This is a genomic window from Rhodococcus sp. NPDC054953 (assembly GCF_053609225.1).
In genome coordinates this window covers 106,980-122,849 of the sequence record NZ_JBSGXD010000002.1, presented here as the reverse complement: position 1 = coordinate 122,849, position 15,870 = coordinate 106,980, and the positions used below count along the sequence as shown (strand labels likewise).

Genomic DNA, 15,870 nt, shown 5'->3' with positions numbered 1-15,870 from the left:
ACGCCTAGCCTGGACCCATGACCACTCCAGAGATCACCCTGAATTCCGGAACCGTCATCCCGCAGCTGGGCCTCGGCGTGTGGCAGGCCACCGACGACGAGACCGAACGCGCCGTCCGCTTCGCCATCGACGAGGCGGGCTACCGACACATCGACACCGCGGCCGCATACGGCAACGAGGCGGGCGTCGGGCGCGGTATCGCGTCGGCGGCCGTGCCCCGCGAGGACGTCTTCGTCACCACCAAGCTGTGGAACACCGACCAGGGCTATGCCCCCGCGTTGAAGGCGTTCGACGCGAGCCTGTCCAGGCTGGGGCTCGACCACGTCGACCTGTACCTGATCCACTGGCCGCTCCGGGACCGGGACACCCGGCTGCGCACCTGGGACGCGATGGAGGAGATCGCCGGATCGGGGCGTGCCAGGGCGATCGGTGTGTGCAACTTCGAGCCGCACCACCTGCAGGAGCTGGTGGACCGCGGCGGGATGCTCCCCGCCGTCGACCAGGTCGAACTGCACCCGCACCTGCCCCAGCACGCGATCCGCGACGCCGCGGCGCGGCACGGCATCGCGGTCGAGTCGTGGAGTCCCCTCGGCGGCACCGCGAACGCCGGGTGGGGTCCGGCGTCCAAGCCCAACACGCTGCTCGGCGACCCGCTCGTCGCCCGCGTCGGGGAGCGGCACGGCAAGTCCCCCGCGCAGGTCCTGATCCGCTGGCACCTGCAGAACGGGCTGATCGTGATCCCGAAATCGGTGCACGAGGACCGCATCACCCAGAACGCCGACGTCCTCGACTTCACGCTCACCGAGCGGGATCTCGCCGACCTCGCGACCCTCGACACCGGTATCCGGGTCGGCTTCCATCCCGACGAGATGAACCTCGGCGCCCCGAGCTGAGTCGGTGGCCCACGGGCCGGTTACCTGCGCGGGGCGCTCGCGACGAATGTCACGGGCATCGTCTCGATCCCGGTGACGAAGTTCGCCGGGCGCCTCGGCAGCGGTCCGTCCGCGGCGAGTTCCATTGTCGGGATCCGGTCGAGAAGACGCTCGAACATCAGTCGCCCCTCCAGCCTGGCCAGCTGATTCCCAAGGCAGAAGTGGGATCCGAAACCGAACGCGATGTGCGGGTTCGGGTTGCGGGTGATGTCGAAGGTCGCGGGGTTCTCGAAGACCGCTTCGTCGAAGTTTGCGGCCTCGAACAGCAGCATCATCTTCTCGCCCTCGTGCAGGCGGGTGCCGTGGAACTCGACATCGCGGGTCACCGTGCGGCACATGTTCTTCACCGGTGACACCCAGCGCAGCATCTCCTCGAGCGCCGACGGCATCAGGGCGCGGTCGGCGATCAGCGTGTCGCGCTGCCGCGGATCGCGCAGCAACTGTTCCATCCCCCCGCTGAGGACGTGCCGGGTGGTTTCGTCGCCGCCGATCAGGATCAGCAGGGTCTCCGCGACGATCTCCTCGTCGGTGAGCCGCTGCCCGTCGACCTCGGCGTGCACCAGGACGCTGGTGAGGTCGTCGGTCGGCGCGGTCCGCCGCTCCTCGATGGTCCGCATCGTGAACTCGACGAACGCGACGTAGGCGGCCATCATCCTGTCGATCGCTTCGTCGGACGCGTTGCTTCCCTGCGCCCTGACGAGGTCGTCGCTCCACTCCAGGAACATCGCCCGCTCCTGGGGACGGACCCCGAGCATGTCGCCGATCACGGCCATCGGGAGCGGTGCGGCGAGATCCCGGACGAAGTCGCACTCCCCCCTGTCGACGACCGCGTCGATCAGGTCGTCACAGATCCGCGCGATGTCGTCGACCTTCGCCTCGACCCGCTTGCGGGTGAACCCGGTGTTGACCAGCTTGCGCCGGTGCAGGTGGCGAGGATCGTCCATGTCGATCATGTGCGGCAGGGGCCCGATCTCGGGCCGGATCCCCCCTGCGTTGGAGAACAGACCCGCATCGCGCTCGGCGGCGACCACGGCGGCATGGCTCGCGGCGGCGGCCATCCCCGCGCGGTCGCGGAACACCGGCTCGTTGACCCGCATCCAGGCGTACGCCTCCCGCGGATCGCCGAGTTCCCCCGCGTAGAACCGCCCGTCGACCAGCTCGATGTCGGGTCGCATCGCCATCCCCTCGGTCCGTCCTGATGACACCGTCCGGGCCGAGCGTAGGCGCTCACGGTCCACGGCATGCCCGAATGAGGTCGGCATGATAGAACAGGTAGAACAGGTTCCACCCAGTCGAGGGGAGCGCGCGGTGGACATCAACGGTTGGGGTGCGATGCCCGAGCTTGACAGCCGGATGTGGCGTCGTGGAGCGGATTTCAGCCCGCCGCCCGAGCCCGCCCGTGACGCCGACCGCGCGGGTGCGGCGGCCCGGCCGTGACCGCCCACGACATCCTCGGGCAGCGGGTCCAGATGCCGGTGCGGATCCGGCACGCGACGGCGTTCATGGCGATGTACTCGGTGCCGACGGCGGCGGCGCAGCACCTGATCGACCACACCGGCCTAAATATGCTCCAATTCCGCCCCGGTCGCGGACTGTGCGGCCTCGTCTTCGTCGACTACGTCGACGGCGACCTCGGACCCTACAACGAGTTCGGGGTGGTGTTCATGGTCCGCGACCACCACACCGTCGGCGGTTCGGTCCTCGGCGATCTGACCGCGCTCGCGAGGGGCCGGGCGGGGGCACTGATCCACCACCTCCCCGTCGATGGCGACTTCACCCTTGCCGCGGGCCGCGGCATCTGGGGATTCCCCAAGGTGCTTGCGGACTTTCACGCCGATCACGCGTCGGACGTCAAGCATGCGTCGGTAAGCCGGGACGGCCAGCTGATCGCGAACCTGACGGTGCGGCCTGGCGTCAAGACGCCGGACCGGGGGCCGGGCACGACGATGCAGGCGTACTCGCATCTCGACGGCACCACCCGCCGCACCGCGTGGGAGATGAATCCGAGCGGGGTCCGCGCCCGCCCTGGCGGCGGCGACCTGACCCTCGGATCGCATCCGATTGCCGCCGAGCTGCGAACCCTCGGCCTGCCACGCCGGGCGCTGATGACCACGTCCATTCCCAGCCTGAGGATGACCTTCGGGGACGCGCGCCCCGTGTGACGGTCACGACTCCAGGATGGTCTTCGCCTTCTCGAGGTTGCCCCGAACGTCGTGCGCGTACAGCTTCTGGACGATCGAGTCGGCGAACGTAAAGATCCCGGTGCCCGCCTCCGACTCCTGACTGAGGGTCACCCTGGTTCCCGTTCCGTCGGTGGCGAAGTCGATGTCGCGAACGTAACCGATCTTCGATCGCGTCGAGCGGTACCGCAGGTGCTTGTTCGCCTCGCGGACCTCCACCTCCTCCTCACCGTCGAGCCGCAGTCCCGCAACCTTGGCGACATAGGCCGCCGTCGAGCCCGCCTCGCCCGGCTGGCCAGACTGGGTGTTGTAGTCAACGACGTTGCTGTTCCACGCGGTGGCGTTCGCCGGGTTCGACAGGTAGTCGAACACGTCGCCGAGCGGGCGGGCGATCGTGATCGATTCCTCGATTCTCAGTGTCCTTGCCATGACGCTTCCTGCCTCGCGAGTGCGTGCTCATCCTCGACCGACGAACACGGCGGTGACGATCGCCCAGCGGCGGCCGGGGGCAGGGCCCGACGATGTTCGGGACGGTTGCTGCTGTCGCGGCGTTCGCGCCGCTCGACGCCTGCCCCGGCGGTCCCGGTGACGACCTACTGGCGTTCTCATCGTAGTCCCGCCCGCGGCACGACAGAAGGCCTGCACGAGGTCTTGCCAAACCACACTCCGGTCGTGTGTGCTGTCAGCTGGACAGTTGACCAGATTGTATTTTCGACAGCCTCCCAAAGGATTTCCTCGTGAAGATCAGTCGACGCAGTGCGCTCGCCTGCGCCGCGACCGCACCGGTGCTCGCTGCCGTTGCCGGGTCCTCCGGCGCCGCCAACGCCAGCCCAGCCCCCTCGACACCCGGTAACGGCCGCGCGGGCGTGGGATTCCGGGTCGGTGCCGGCCGCGCCGACGTGACCGGTCCGGTCGCCGAGAACGGCATGATGGGCTACTCACAGTTCGACCAACGCACCGAGGGGCTGCACCAGCGCACCCGGGTGCGCGCCTACGTCTTCGCCGACACCGAGGACCGTCGCGTCGTCTACGCCTGCGCCGACACCTGCATGGTGTTCCAGTCCGTGCACGACGCGGTCCTCGCTCGACTGGCCGCGAAGTACGGTCCCCTCTACACCGAGAAGAACGTGATGCTCACCGCCGTGCACTCGCACGCGGCGTGTGGCGGTGCATCGCACGACTATGCATACAGCCTGGCCACCCTCGGCTTCCAGCCGCAGGTCTTCGATGCCGAGGTGGACGGGATGGTGGAGGCGATCAGCGCCGCCCACGACGACCTCGCGACGGGCACGCTCGCATACGGGCGCAGCGAACTCCGCGACGCCAGCGTCAACCGGTCCCGCGCGGCCTTCGATCGGAACCCGCAGCGAGACAAGGACTACTACCCGCTCGGCATCGACACCGCGATGCGGGTGCTCCGGATCGGGCGCGGCGACGAGAACGTCGGGGCCATCGCCTGGTTCCCCACCCACGGCGCATCGTTGACCAACGAGAACCACCTGGTGTCGGGGGACAACAAGGGGGCTGCCGCCTACTTCTGGGAGCACGACGTCGCGGGCGTGCGCTACCTGGACGAGGCCCCCGGCTTCGTCGCGTGCTTCCCCCAGACCAACACCGGCGACATGTCCCCGAACCTGGACCTCCGGCCGGGCACCGGGCCCACCGACGACGAGTTCGAGAACGCCCGGATCATCGGCGAACGTCAGGTCGCGGCAGCCCGTGCGGCCTTCGACGGTGCGTCCACACTCTCCTCCCCCGTGGTCGACAGCCGAATCATGTACCTGGACATGGCAAACCAGGAGGTGGACGGTCGGTACACCGGTGACGGCCAGCCCCGACGGACGGCGCCAGCGTGCATCGGCGCGGCAATGGCCGCTGGCAGCACCGAGGACGGCCCGGCGATCGAGATCTTCACCGAGGGAACCCGCAATCCGCTCCTCGGCGCGCTTGGCGGCGCCGAACAGACCACCCCGCAGTGGCTCGCCGATGCGCAGGCGCCCAAGCTGGTGCTGGTTCCGGTCGGGCTGCTGCCGCCCGACGGCTGGGTGCCGCACGTGCTCAAGATCCAGATCCTCCGCATCGGTGAGATCTACGTGGTCGGTGGCCCGGCCGAGTTCACGATCGTGTCGGGACTGCGGATCCGCCGCACCGTCGCCGAGGAACTCGGTGTGCCGCTGGAGAAGGTGATCTTCAACGGCTACGCGAACGGGTACTCGAGCTACTGCACCACCCCGGAGGAGTACGACGCACAGCAGTACGAGGGCGGCTCGACGCTCTTCGGGCGCAACACGCTTCCCGCCTACCAGCAGGGCTACGCCCGGCTCGCCAGCGCCCTGCGCGACGGCGTCGACGTCCCCCGGGGGCCTGCGCCGCGGGACCTGTCCGCGTTCCAGCCCGGATTCGGCGCGGACTTCCCCGCCGACGCCCCGCCCGCGGGCCGCGCCTTCGGTGACGTCCTGGTTCAGCCCCCGGCCCGGGTCGAGGTCGGGAACCGCGTCGTCGTCGAGTTCGCCACCGGTCACCCGAAGAACAACCTGCACCGCGGCGGAACATACCTGGAGGTGCAGCGTCGCGACGGCGGACGGTGGGTTCGGCATGCCGATGACGGCGACTGGTCCACGCGGTACCGGTGGCGCCGCGAGGGACCGAACGCGTCAGTCGCGACGATCAGTTGGGACGTGCCCGAGGGAACGGCCAGCGGCCGCTACCGGATCCTGCACTTCGGCGACCGCAAGGACCCGGGCGGGGTCGTCCTGCCGTTCACCGGCACCTCCGCGGAGTTCGAAATCTGACCAACCACTCTCGGATCGCCCTCCAGCACGGCGCGCCGCCGTGACCGCCGCTGGCCCCCGCCGAGCGAACGGCACATTCATTCGATCTGATCGACTGAACGCTTCCGTTCAGTCGGACCCAGGGGGGGTGGTGGGGGGAAGCCAAAAGGGCCCGTCCACACGATCTCTCGTGTGGACGGGCCCTTTGTCGCCCCTCCGGGTATGTGGTGGCGTATGCGGCGGTGCCGCTACAGCCAGGTGTCCTCCGTGGTCGCGGTGAGGAACGCTTCGAGGTCGTCCCGCCACGGCGCCGGCACGGTCTTCTCCGGCTCGATGGCGGTGTACTGGCCGCGGTAGAACAGCAACGGCCGTTCCGTCTTGACCTCGCTCATCGACGAGATGCGGCCGAAGACCACGTAGTGGTCACCGCCGTCGTGCACGGTCTCGACGGTGCAGTCGATGTGGGCGAGCGAGTTCTCGATGATCGGCGACCCGAGCGGCGACGGCTCCCACCCGATCCCGGCGAACTTATCGGGTTCGCGGGATCCGAACCGGGCGCACACGTCCTGCTGCTCCTCGGCGAGGACGTTCACACAGAACTTCCCGGTCCGCTCGATTGCCGCCCAGGAGCGGGACCCCTTGGTCGGGCAGAACAGCACCAACGGCGGGTCGAGCGAGAGGGCCGCGAAGGACTGGCACGCGAACCCGACCGGCTGCCCGTCGTCCACGGTCGTGATGATCGTGACGCCGGTGCAGAACTGTCCGAGGACGTTTCGGAACTGACGCGGGTCGATGGCCGCGCCGGTTCCGGGTTCGGGCGCCGTCACTACTTGAACCCGACGGTGAAGTCGTGGCCCCACAGGCTCACGGCGGTGGACTCGCGCGCGATCCAGTTCTCGTCCTCGACCTCAAGCCCCTCACACCCGAACTCGACGTCGAATCCGCCCGGCGTCTTCATGTAGAAGGACAGCATCAGGTCGTTGACGTGCCTGCCGAGGCTGGCCGACATCTTGACCTTCTTGCGGATCGCGCGGTCCAGGCAGAGTCCGACGTCGTCGGAGTTCTCCACCTCGACCATCAGGTGCACGATCCCGCTCGGGTTCGGCAGCGGCGCGAACGCCAGGCTGTGGTGCCGCGGGTTGCAGCCGAGGAAACGCAGCCAGGCCGGGTCCCCGTCCGCCGGACGGCCGACGACCTGCGGGGGCAGGCGCATCGAGTCGCGCAGCTTGAACCCGAGCACGTCCCGGTAGAACTCCAGGTCCGCGGCATCGTCCTTGGTTGCGAGCACCACGTGCCCGAGCCCCTGCTCGCCGGTGACGAACCTGTGTCCGTACGGGCTGACGATCCGGCGGTGCTGCAGGGCGATGGTATGGAAGATCTCCAGGCGGGAACCGGAGGCGTCGCGGCACGTGATGAACTCGACGACGTTGCGCTCGGCCGCCTCCTCCTTGGTGCCCTCCTCGAACTCCCAGTCTGCCTTGGCGAGCCGCTCCCGGATCTCCTGCAGGCCTTCGGCGTTCGCGCATTCCCAGCCGGTCGAGTACAGGCCGTCCCGCTCGCCGGGGACGATCACCAGTCGGGCCGGGTAGTCGTCCATGCGCAGGTAGAGGTTCTCGGGGTTGCCCTTGCCCTCGACCATGCCGAGCACCTTGAGCCCGTACTCGCGCCACGCGGCCATGTCGGTCGACTCGATGCGCAGGTACGCCAGTGCACGAATACTCATCAGTTGCCCCCCTCCAGGAGGAAGTCAGATGCGAGCCGGTTGAACTCGTCGAACTTCTCGAGCTGAGCCCAGTGCCCGCAGCCGCCGAACACGTGCAGCTGCACGCGCGGAATCATCTTCAGCGCCACCAGCGCCCCGTCGATCGGGTTGACCCGATCCTCGCGGCCCCAGATCAACAGCACCCGCTGACGCAGCTTGTACGCGTCGCGCCAGAGCATCCCGAGCTCGAACTCCGGGCCGGAGAACGACTTGCCCATCGCCTTCGCCGCGGCGAGGGACTCGGGCGTGCTCGCCGCCGCGAACCGGTCGTCGATCAGCTCGTCGGTGATGAGCTTCTGGTCGAACACCATGATGCGCAGGAACGCCTCAAGGTTCTCCCTGGTCGGCTGGTAGCTGAACTTGCCGAGGTTCTTCACGCCCTCGGTCGGGTCCGGCGCGAACAGGTTGACACTCAGCCCGCCGGGACCCATCAGCACCAGCCGGCCCGCCCGGTCCGGGTAGTCCAGCGCGAACCGGACCGCCGCACCGCCGCCGAGCGAATTGCCCAGCAGGTGCACGCGATCGGTGATGCCGAGGGTGTCGAGCAGATCCTTGAGCGCCGATGCACTGTGCCGGAAGTACTGCGGGTGCTCGGTCGGCTTGTCGGAGCGGCCGTAGCCGGGCTGATCGACCGCGATGACGTGGAATCGCTCCGCAAGGACCGGAATGTTCTTGGCGAAGTTGGACCACGACGACGCACCGGGGCCGCCGCCGTGCAGCAGCACGATGGTGGGGCCGTTGCCGACGCCCGCCTCGTGGTAGTGCAGCTTCAGATCCTCGCGGACCTGGGCGAACCGGGAAGTCGACTCGTACGTGAGTTCGTCGGTAACTGTCACGGGCGTTCTCCTAGACCATCGTGTCGGTCAGCGGCAGGCCGAATTCGGCGCCACCGAACATCACGTAGGCCCGCTCGGCGTCGTTGGCCGCATGCACCCGGCCTGCGTGGGCGTCACGCCAGAAGCGCTGGATCGGGGTGCCGTTCGCGAGGGCGGTGGCACCGGAGTTCTCGAAGAGCAGGTCGATCGACGCGATCGCCCGCGCGGTGGCGCGGACCTGGTCTCGTCGGGCAGCCAGTCGCAGCTCGATCGGGATCTCCTTGCCCGCCAACAGGAGGGCGTACTCATCGGCGACGTTGCCGGACAGCTGACGCCAGGCGGCGTCGATGTCGCTGGAGGCCTGGGCGATCCGGATCTTGGCGAACGGATCGTCCTTGGCCTTCTCGCCCGCGTACGCGGCGCGGACCCGCTTGCCCTGGTGCTCGACGTGGGCGTCGTACGCGCCGTAGGCCATGCCGACGATCGGGGTGGAGATAGTGGTGGGATGGATGGTGCCCCACGGCATCTTGTAGACCGGGGCGGTGTTCTGCTGCAGACCGGGCGCGGTCAGGTCGCTCATCGCCTTGAAGCTCAGGAAGCGGTGCCGGGGCACGAAAACGTCCTTGACGACGACGGTGTTCGAGCCGGTGCCGCGCAGGCCGACCACGTTCCACACGTCGTCGATCTCGTAGTCCTCGCGCGGGATCAGGAAGCTGCCGAAGTCGACCGGGCGGCCGTCCTTGATGACCGGACCGCCGACGACGACCCACGTCGCGTGATCGGAGCCCGAGGACCAGGCCCAGGAGCCGTTGACCTTGTATCCGCCGTCGACGACCTCACCGGCACCCATCGGCGCGTAGGACGAGGAGATCCGGACGTCGGTGTCCGTGCCCCACACGTCCTCCTGCGCCTGCTGGTCGAACAGCGCCAGGTGCCAGTTGTGCACGCCGATGATGCCGGCGACCCAGCCGGTGGAGCCGCAGGCGCTCGCGATGTTGCGGACCGCGGTGTAGAAGGTGACCGGATCGGCCTCGTATCCGCCCCACTGCTTCGGCTGCAGCAGCTTGAAGAAGCCCGCCTCCTGCAACGCCTTGATCGACTCGTCCGGGATGCGACGCAGATCCTCGGTCTCCTGGGCACGCTCGCGGAAGGCCGGCAGTAGCTCGTTCAGCTTCTCCATCACCACGTGACTGTCGTGCTCACTCACTGGTCGCTCCCTCATGTGTGTCGATATGGGTGTATGTCGGTTGGGGGTGTCGATACGCGCCGCGCGTGGATCTCGCATTGCAGGCGGTTCACCTTCGCACCTGAGACTAGAACACGTTCCCATTTGTGTCGAGAGGAGCGATGCAGCGCAGGTCAGACGTTCACGACACGACCGACTCGCCGTGAAATCTAGCGAAATGCTGCCGGGTTCTATAACGTGTTCTAGTACAGGAAGACGAAGGGATGTGAGGGCAGAGATGACGCAGACGAGCGGCGCACCCACCCCCCGCAAGGTGCGGGAAATCGACGTGGGCACCACGCCGACCCGGTTCGCCCGCGGTTGGCACTGCATCGGACTCGAGCGAGAGTTCCAGGACGGCAAGCCACACGCGGTGGAGGCGTTCGGCACCAAGCTCGTCGTCTTCGCCGACAGCGAGGGCAAGCTGAACGTCCTCGACGCGTACTGCAGGCACATGGGTGGCGATCTCAGCCAGGGCAGCATCAAGGGCGACTCGGTGGCCTGCCCGTTCCATGACTGGCGCTGGGGCGGCAACGGCAAGTGCACCGACATCCCCTACGCCCGCCGGGTTCCGCCGCTGGCGCGCACCCGGTCGTGGACCACCCTGCAGCGCAACAAGATGCTGTACGTGTGGCACGACGCGGAGGGCAACCAGCCGCCGGAGGACGTCACCATTCCGGAGCTTCCGGAGGTGCTCACCGACGAGTGGACCGACTGGGAGTGGCACCGGCTCGAGGTCAAGGGCTCCAACTGCCGCGAGATCGTCGACAACGTCGTGGACATGGCGCACTTCTTCTACGTGCACTTCGGCTTCCCGAAGTACTTCAAGAACGTCTTCGAGGGTCACGTCGCGACGCAGTACCTGCAGAACCACGGCAGGCCCGACGTCGGGACCATGGGCACCCAGTACGGCGACTCGGTGCTGGACTCCGAGGCGTCGTACTTCGGACCGTCCTTCATGGTGAACTGGCTGCACAACAACTACAGCGGGTTCAAGGTCGAGAGCCTGCTGATCAACTGCCACTACCCGATCACCCAGGACTCGTTCATGCTGATGTACGGCGTGAGCGTCGAGAAGCCCAAGGGCCTGGACGAGGCCACCTCGGTCAAGCTCGCCCGCAAGTTCACCGAGGGCGTCGCGATGGGCTTCGAGCAGGACGTCGCGATCTGGAAGAACAAGAGCAAGATCGAGAACCCGCTCCTCTGCGAGGAAGACGGCCCGGTCTACCAGCTGCGCCGGTGGTACGAGCAGTTCTACGTCGACATCGCCGACGTCGACGAGAAGATGACGCAGCGCTTCGAGTTCGAGATCGACACCACCAAGGCCGTCGAGGCGTGGCAGCGCGAGGTCGACGCAAACCTCGCCCGCCAGGCCGAGGAGAAGGCCGCCGCCGAATCCGACAACAAGACGGGCGTGTAGACGATGACCTCGACCTGGTCCAAGGCCCCGGACTTCGCGGACAACCCGGCCCGGGTCGAGGCCATTCGCGCGCAGACCGCCGTCGACCTGCACACCTATCTCGAGGATGGGCTGCAGGAGGTGGAGTGCCGCAGCTGCCACACCTGTGTGCTGGTCCGCAAGAACAGCTTCAACCACACCAGCATCCAGTGGCAGTCCGATCCGGCAACGGTGTGCCCGGAGTTCGCGGGCGCGGGCGGGAGCACCGGGTCCCGGCAGACCTGCCCGCGCCTGGTCGCGAGCATCAACCACGCGGTGCTCGAGGGCATCGTCGAGGTCCGGGACCCGAATCCCTGACCGCCACCCGCACCCCCACATGGTGAAGGGCACTTTTACCCGGCCTGGCCGGGCGAAAGTGCCCTTCACCGTTTGCCGGCCTGGCCGCCGGAGGACGGCTAGACGAACTGCAGCGACACCGATCCGAGCCCGGTGAAGTCCGCACGGACCCGGTCACCCGGCCGGACATCGACCGCCCGCGTGCACGATCCGGGCAGCACGATGTCCCCGGCCCGGAGGCGAACGCCGTAGTCGGCAACCTCCCTGGCGAGCCAGGCCACCGCGGCGGCCGGGTTGCCGAGCACCGCATCACTGCGCCCGGCCGCGACCTGCTCACCGTTGACCGTGAGGGTGGCGTCGATCGCGGTCACGTCGATATCGGCGGGCCGGACCCGGGCCGCCCCGATCGCGTGGCCGGCGTACGAGGCGTTGTCGGCGATCGTGTCGACCAGCCCGATCTGCCAGTCCACGATGCGGGAGTCGATCAGTTCGACGGACGGAATCACGAATTCCGTTGCCCGCAGCACGTCGTCGGCCGTGCACCCGGCACCGGGCAGGTCCGCGCCGAGAATGAAGGCCACCTCGACCTCCACCCGCGGCAGCAGGTAGTTCGCGCACGGGACCGGCGCGTCCTCGCGCAGTTCCCTGGTGTCGAACAGGTGCCCGTAATCCGGTTCGGTGACGCCGAACATCTGCTGCATCGCCTCGGCGGTCAGCCCGACCTTGTGCCCGACCACCCGCTCCCCCGCGGCGATGCGACGGCGAATGTTGATCAGCTGGATCTCATACGAGTCGGCAACATCGATCGCGGGGTACGTCACCGAAAGGGGCGCTATCGGGGCGAGCCCCTTCTCGGCGGCGTGCAGCAGGTCCGCGACCGTGAGACGCAGATCGGAGGTGAGCAATAGTCGTTCCTCATGGTGGCATTCGGCAATCAGGTGCCGGCGACCGTACCGGAACGGGGAACTCCGCGACGGGAAACGTGTGATGCGGCCCGGCGACCGGAGAACACGGCATCCGCCAGCGACAGCCCGCTGACGTAGGAGTTCGAGCAGATGCCGACCGCGGTCCGCCCCGCCGCGTACAGTCCGACGATCGGGTCGCCGTCCCGGTCGAGCACCTCGCCGCTGTCCTCGTCGACGACCAGTCCGCCGAGCGTGATCATTGGCAGCGGATTCGACAGGCTCTTCTTCAGGGACACGTCGTACATCGAGAACGGCGCGGCCAGGATCGGGCGGCGAAATTCGTCCGGCTTGCCCATCGGATCGGTCGCCCCGGCGACGATCGCCTCGTTGTGTGCGGCAACGGTGGCGGCGAGGCCGGCCGGATCGATGCCCACCTTCGCGGCGAGCTCGTCGAGCGTGCCCGCGGTGGTGCCGTCGATCCGCGTCATCGTCTCGGACTGCACCCGCTGGAACCAGGTGGTCCGGCTGCCCATCTGCGACCGCGCCTCGGTCACCAGGTCGGCGTCGGCTACCAGCCAGCCGTGCCCGTCCCCCTCGGCGATCATCGCGTGCCCCAGGGCCGCCCCATAGCGGGACTCGTCGACGATCCGGTTGCCCCGTCGATCGACCAGGATCGATCCGAGGAAGGCGGTCGGCGGCACGATGAACCGCCATGCCGAGACGTTCGAGAGCTTGTCGGTCGCGCCGCCGACCGACTCCCCGAGCGCGATGCCGCTGCCGTCGTCGCCGGAGGTGCCGAGCGGCAGCCCGCCGAGGTAGCGCGGGGCGTGCTCGGCGACCATCGCCCGGTTCGCGAAGAAGCCACCCGCGCTGAGGATCACGCCGGACCGGGCCTCGATTCGGAAGGGCCGCGCGTACCGCTCCTCGATCCGCGCCATCTGCCGGTCCATCGCCTTGCGCAGCGGCGGAAAGTAGACGCCCGGCTTCGAGGACAGTGCCGCGAACCGCGCGTGCCTGGCCCGCACCCCGGCGGGCGCGTCCCGCAGGCTCAGGCACTCGACCCCGGTCACCGCGCCGGCGTCGTCGGTGACCAGCCGAACCGCCCTGGTCTGCGTTTCCAGCCGCATCCCCTTGGCCAGCGCGGACTCGACCAGCGGGCGGTAGAGCATCTTCCCGGAGGTGCCCTTGCCCTTCGGGCGGTGCCCGCGCGGGGCGGGCACCGCGGCGTCGCGGAAGCCGCCCGCCGCCTCACTCCCGGAGTAGTACAGGTAGTGCCGGTCGGTGGGATAGGACGTCTTGTATGGGCACAGCGATCCCTCGAACGGAACCCCGTTCGCCTGCAGCCAGTCCACCGTCGACGCGCTGTTCTCGCAGAATCGGCGCAGCGTCTCGGGCCGGACCGCATCCCCGACCTCGAGGCTCAGGTAGGCGAACATCGCGTCGACGGTGTCCGCCACGCCCGCCGCACGCTGCACCGAGGTGCCGCCGCCCGCGTAGACGATGCCTCCGGAGATGGTGCTTGCCCCGCCGCCGGCGAACCGGTCGAGGGCGACGACCTCCGCGCCCGCGTCGATGGCCTCGATGGCCGCCGACGCACCGGCGACCCCACATCCGACGACCACGACGTCGGTTGACATGTCCCAGGACACCGGGCATCCCCTTTTCCGCAACTGAACGTGTTGCCGTTCGTGACCAGGCCGTTCCGCGGTAGTCCGGAATAGTTCCTGGCAGAAAGCATGGACCTACCCCTACATCATTCTATAACGTGTTCTACATGAGCAAGCAGGAATACGACATCGTCGTCGTCGGCAGCGGCGCGGCGGGCATGACCGCGGCCCTGACCGCCGCACACCACGGCCTCAGCGCGGTCATCGTCGAGAAGGCCGCCCACTACGGCGGATCCACCGCCCGGTCCGGTGGTGGAGTCTGGATCCCCAACAACGAGGTGCTGCAGCGCGACGGCGTCACCGACACCGTCGAGGACGCGCGCAAGTACCTGCACAGCATCATCGGCGACGTCGTCGAGCCGGAGCGGATCGACACCTACATCGATCGCGGACCGGAGATGCTCTCGTTCGTCCTGCGCAACAGCGCCCTCGAACTGCAGTGGGTACCGGGCTATTCGGACTACTACCCGGAGGCCCCCGGCGGCCGCCTCGGCGGCCGGTCGGTCGAGCCCCAGGTGTTCGACGGCAACCGGCTCGGCGAGGACCGCAAGAACCTTGAGCCCGACTACGTCAAGGGCCCCAAGAACTTCGTCATCACCCAGGCCGACTACAAGTGGCTCAACCTGCTGATGCGCAACCGCCGCGGCCCGATGCGCGCGATGAAGGTCGGCATGCGCTTCCTCAAGGCCAAGGCGACCGGCAAGGATCTGCTGGTGCGTGGGCAGGCGCTGGTCGCGGGCCTGCGCCTCGGCCTGCGCGACGCCGGGGTGCCGATCCTGCTGAACACCCCGCTGACCGAGCTCTACACCGAGGGCGACGCGGTGCGGGGCGTCAAGGTGCTGATCGACGGTACCGAGCAGGTCATCCACGCCAGGCACGGTGTCGTCCTCGGCTCCGGCGGCTTCGAGCACAACGACGAGATGCGCAAGAAGTACCAGCGCGCCCCGATCGGAACGGAATGGACGGTCGGCGCCAAGGCGAACACCGGTGACGGCATCATCGCAGGCCAGAAGCTGGGCGCGGCGGTCGATTTCATGGACGACGCCTGGTGGGGTCCGTCCATCCCGCTGACCGGTGGCCCGTGGTTCGCGCTGTCCGAGCGCACCCTGCCCGGCTGCATGATGGTCAACACCGCAGGCAAGCGGTTCGGCAACGAGGCTGCCCCGTACGTCGAGGCCGTGCACACCATGTACGGCGGCACCTACGGTCAGGGCGAGGGCCCCGGCGAGAACATCCCGACCTGGATGATCCTCGACCAGCGCTACCGCAACCGCTACACCTTCGCGGGCATCACCCCGCGCACCCCGTTCCCCGGCCGCTGGCTCAAGGCCGGAATCGTGGTCAAGGCCAACACGATCGCCGAGCTCGCCGAGAAGGCGGGCCTGCCGGTCGACGCGCTGACCGCCGAGGTGGAGCGCTTCAACGGGTTCGCGCGCAACGGCAAGGACGAGGACTTCGGGCGCGGCGACAGCGGCTACGACCACTACTACGGTGACCCCCGGCTGCCGAACCCGAGCCTCGCCGAGATCGGCAAGGCGCCGTTCTACGCGATCAAGATGGTCCCCGGTGACCTCGGCACCAAGGGCGGCATCTGCACCGACGTCGACGGCCGCGCCCTGCGCGAGGACGGCAGCTGGATCGAGGGCCTGTACGCCGCGGGCAACGCCAGCTCGCCGGTCATGGGCCACACCTACGCGGGCCCCGGCGCCACCATCGGCCCCGCGATGACCTTCGGGTACCTCGCGGTTCTCGATGCGGCCAAGCGCGCGAAGGACGCCGCCTCGGCGGGCGACGTCGTCGCTAACTAGATCTCCCCCGTGCGCCACGTGGCCCAGCTCCCCTCCCTGGGCCTAACCCAACACACCCCCCCCCCCCCAC

At 68.5% G+C, this 15,870-nt stretch carries 14 protein-coding genes; 6 read left to right on the top strand and 8 right to left on the bottom strand.

What is annotated here, in order from left to right; translation table 11 throughout:
* Positions 1–17: 17 nt before the first annotated feature.
* Positions 18–893 (top strand): aldo/keto reductase, encoded by an 876-nt coding sequence (locus ACWF62_RS02180; protein ID WP_378507392.1) that lies wholly within the window; start codon positions 18–20, stop codon positions 891–893.
* A 20-nt stretch (positions 894–913) separates the two neighbouring features.
* On the opposite strand, the gene ACWF62_RS02175 is transcribed toward ACWF62_RS02180, so the two are convergent.
* Complete coding sequence (locus ACWF62_RS02175; RefSeq protein WP_452629318.1) at positions 914–2,113, bottom strand: cytochrome P450; 1,200 nt, start codon at positions 2,111–2,113, stop codon at positions 914–916.
* A 252-nt stretch (positions 2,114–2,365) separates the two neighbouring features.
* Here ACWF62_RS02175 and ACWF62_RS02170 point away from each other — a divergent pair, with 252 nt between their 5' ends.
* Positions 2,366–3,094, top strand: coding sequence for an acetoacetate decarboxylase family protein (locus tag ACWF62_RS02170; RefSeq protein WP_378507394.1), 729 nt, complete (start codon positions 2,366–2,368; stop codon positions 3,092–3,094).
* Between the two features lie 3 nt (positions 3,095–3,097).
* On the opposite strand, the gene ACWF62_RS02165 is transcribed toward ACWF62_RS02170, so the two are convergent.
* Positions 3,098–3,541, bottom strand: a complete 444-nt coding sequence (locus ACWF62_RS02165) for an SRPBCC family protein (protein ID WP_378507395.1) — start codon at positions 3,539–3,541, stop codon at positions 3,098–3,100.
* 308 nt (positions 3,542–3,849) lie between these two features.
* Here ACWF62_RS02165 and ACWF62_RS02160 point away from each other — a divergent pair, with 308 nt between their 5' ends.
* Entirely contained in the window at positions 3,850–5,904 is a 2,055-nt protein-coding gene (locus ACWF62_RS02160) for a neutral/alkaline ceramidase (RefSeq protein ID WP_452629317.1), read from the top strand.
* Between the two features lie 227 nt (positions 5,905–6,131).
* Here the strand turns inward: ACWF62_RS02160 and hsaB are convergent, their stop codons facing one another.
* The 4 genes from hsaB to hsaA are packed head-to-tail and all read right to left on the bottom strand — an operon-like array spanning position 6,132 to position 9,667.
* Positions 6,132–6,710, bottom strand: coding sequence for a 3-hydroxy-9,10-secoandrosta-1,3,5(10)-triene-9,17-dione monooxygenase reductase subunit (gene hsaB, locus ACWF62_RS02155; protein ID WP_378507397.1), 579 nt, complete (start codon positions 6,708–6,710; stop codon positions 6,132–6,134).
* Positions 6,710–7,606 (bottom strand): iron-dependent extradiol dioxygenase HsaC, encoded by an 897-nt coding sequence (gene hsaC, locus ACWF62_RS02150; protein WP_452629316.1) that lies wholly within the window; start codon positions 7,604–7,606, stop codon positions 6,710–6,712. Before hsaC ends, hsaB begins: the two co-directional genes overlap by 1 nt.
* Positions 7,606–8,481 (bottom strand): 4,5:9,10-diseco-3-hydroxy-5,9,17-trioxoandrosta-1(10),2-diene-4-oate hydrolase, encoded by an 876-nt coding sequence (gene hsaD, locus ACWF62_RS02145; protein ID WP_378570352.1) that lies wholly within the window; start codon positions 8,479–8,481, stop codon positions 7,606–7,608. The genes hsaC and hsaD overlap by 1 nt, the downstream gene beginning before the upstream one ends.
* A gap of 10 nt (positions 8,482–8,491) precedes the next feature.
* Positions 8,492–9,667, bottom strand: coding sequence for a 3-hydroxy-9,10-secoandrosta-1,3,5(10)-triene-9,17-dione monooxygenase oxygenase subunit (gene hsaA, locus ACWF62_RS02140; RefSeq protein ID WP_378507400.1), 1,176 nt, complete (start codon positions 9,665–9,667; stop codon positions 8,492–8,494).
* A 256-nt stretch (positions 9,668–9,923) separates the two neighbouring features.
* Here hsaA and ACWF62_RS02135 point away from each other — a divergent pair, with 256 nt between their 5' ends.
* Together ACWF62_RS02135 and ACWF62_RS02130 are read left to right on the top strand one after the other, a co-directional pair.
* Complete coding sequence (locus ACWF62_RS02135) at positions 9,924–11,105, top strand: Rieske 2Fe-2S domain-containing protein (protein ID WP_378507401.1); 1,182 nt, start codon at positions 9,924–9,926, stop codon at positions 11,103–11,105.
* 3 nt (positions 11,106–11,108) lie between these two features.
* Complete coding sequence (locus tag ACWF62_RS02130; protein WP_378507402.1) at positions 11,109–11,441, top strand: hypothetical protein; 333 nt, start codon at positions 11,109–11,111, stop codon at positions 11,439–11,441.
* Between the two features lie 98 nt (positions 11,442–11,539).
* Here the strand turns inward: ACWF62_RS02130 and ACWF62_RS02125 are convergent, their stop codons facing one another.
* On the bottom strand, positions 11,540–12,325 hold the full coding sequence (locus tag ACWF62_RS02125) for a 2-keto-4-pentenoate hydratase (RefSeq protein ID WP_378507403.1): 786 nt from the start codon (positions 12,323–12,325) through the stop codon (positions 11,540–11,542).
* A 29-nt stretch (positions 12,326–12,354) separates the two neighbouring features.
* Positions 12,355–13,962 (bottom strand): FAD-binding protein, encoded by a 1,608-nt coding sequence (locus ACWF62_RS02120; RefSeq protein WP_378570355.1) that lies wholly within the window; start codon positions 13,960–13,962, stop codon positions 12,355–12,357.
* A gap of 137 nt (positions 13,963–14,099) precedes the next feature.
* Between ACWF62_RS02120 and kstD the strand changes: the two genes are divergently transcribed.
* Entirely contained in the window at positions 14,100–15,800 is a 1,701-nt protein-coding gene (gene kstD / locus ACWF62_RS02115; protein ID WP_378570357.1) for a 3-oxosteroid 1-dehydrogenase, read from the top strand.
* Positions 15,801–15,870 lie beyond the last annotated feature (70 nt).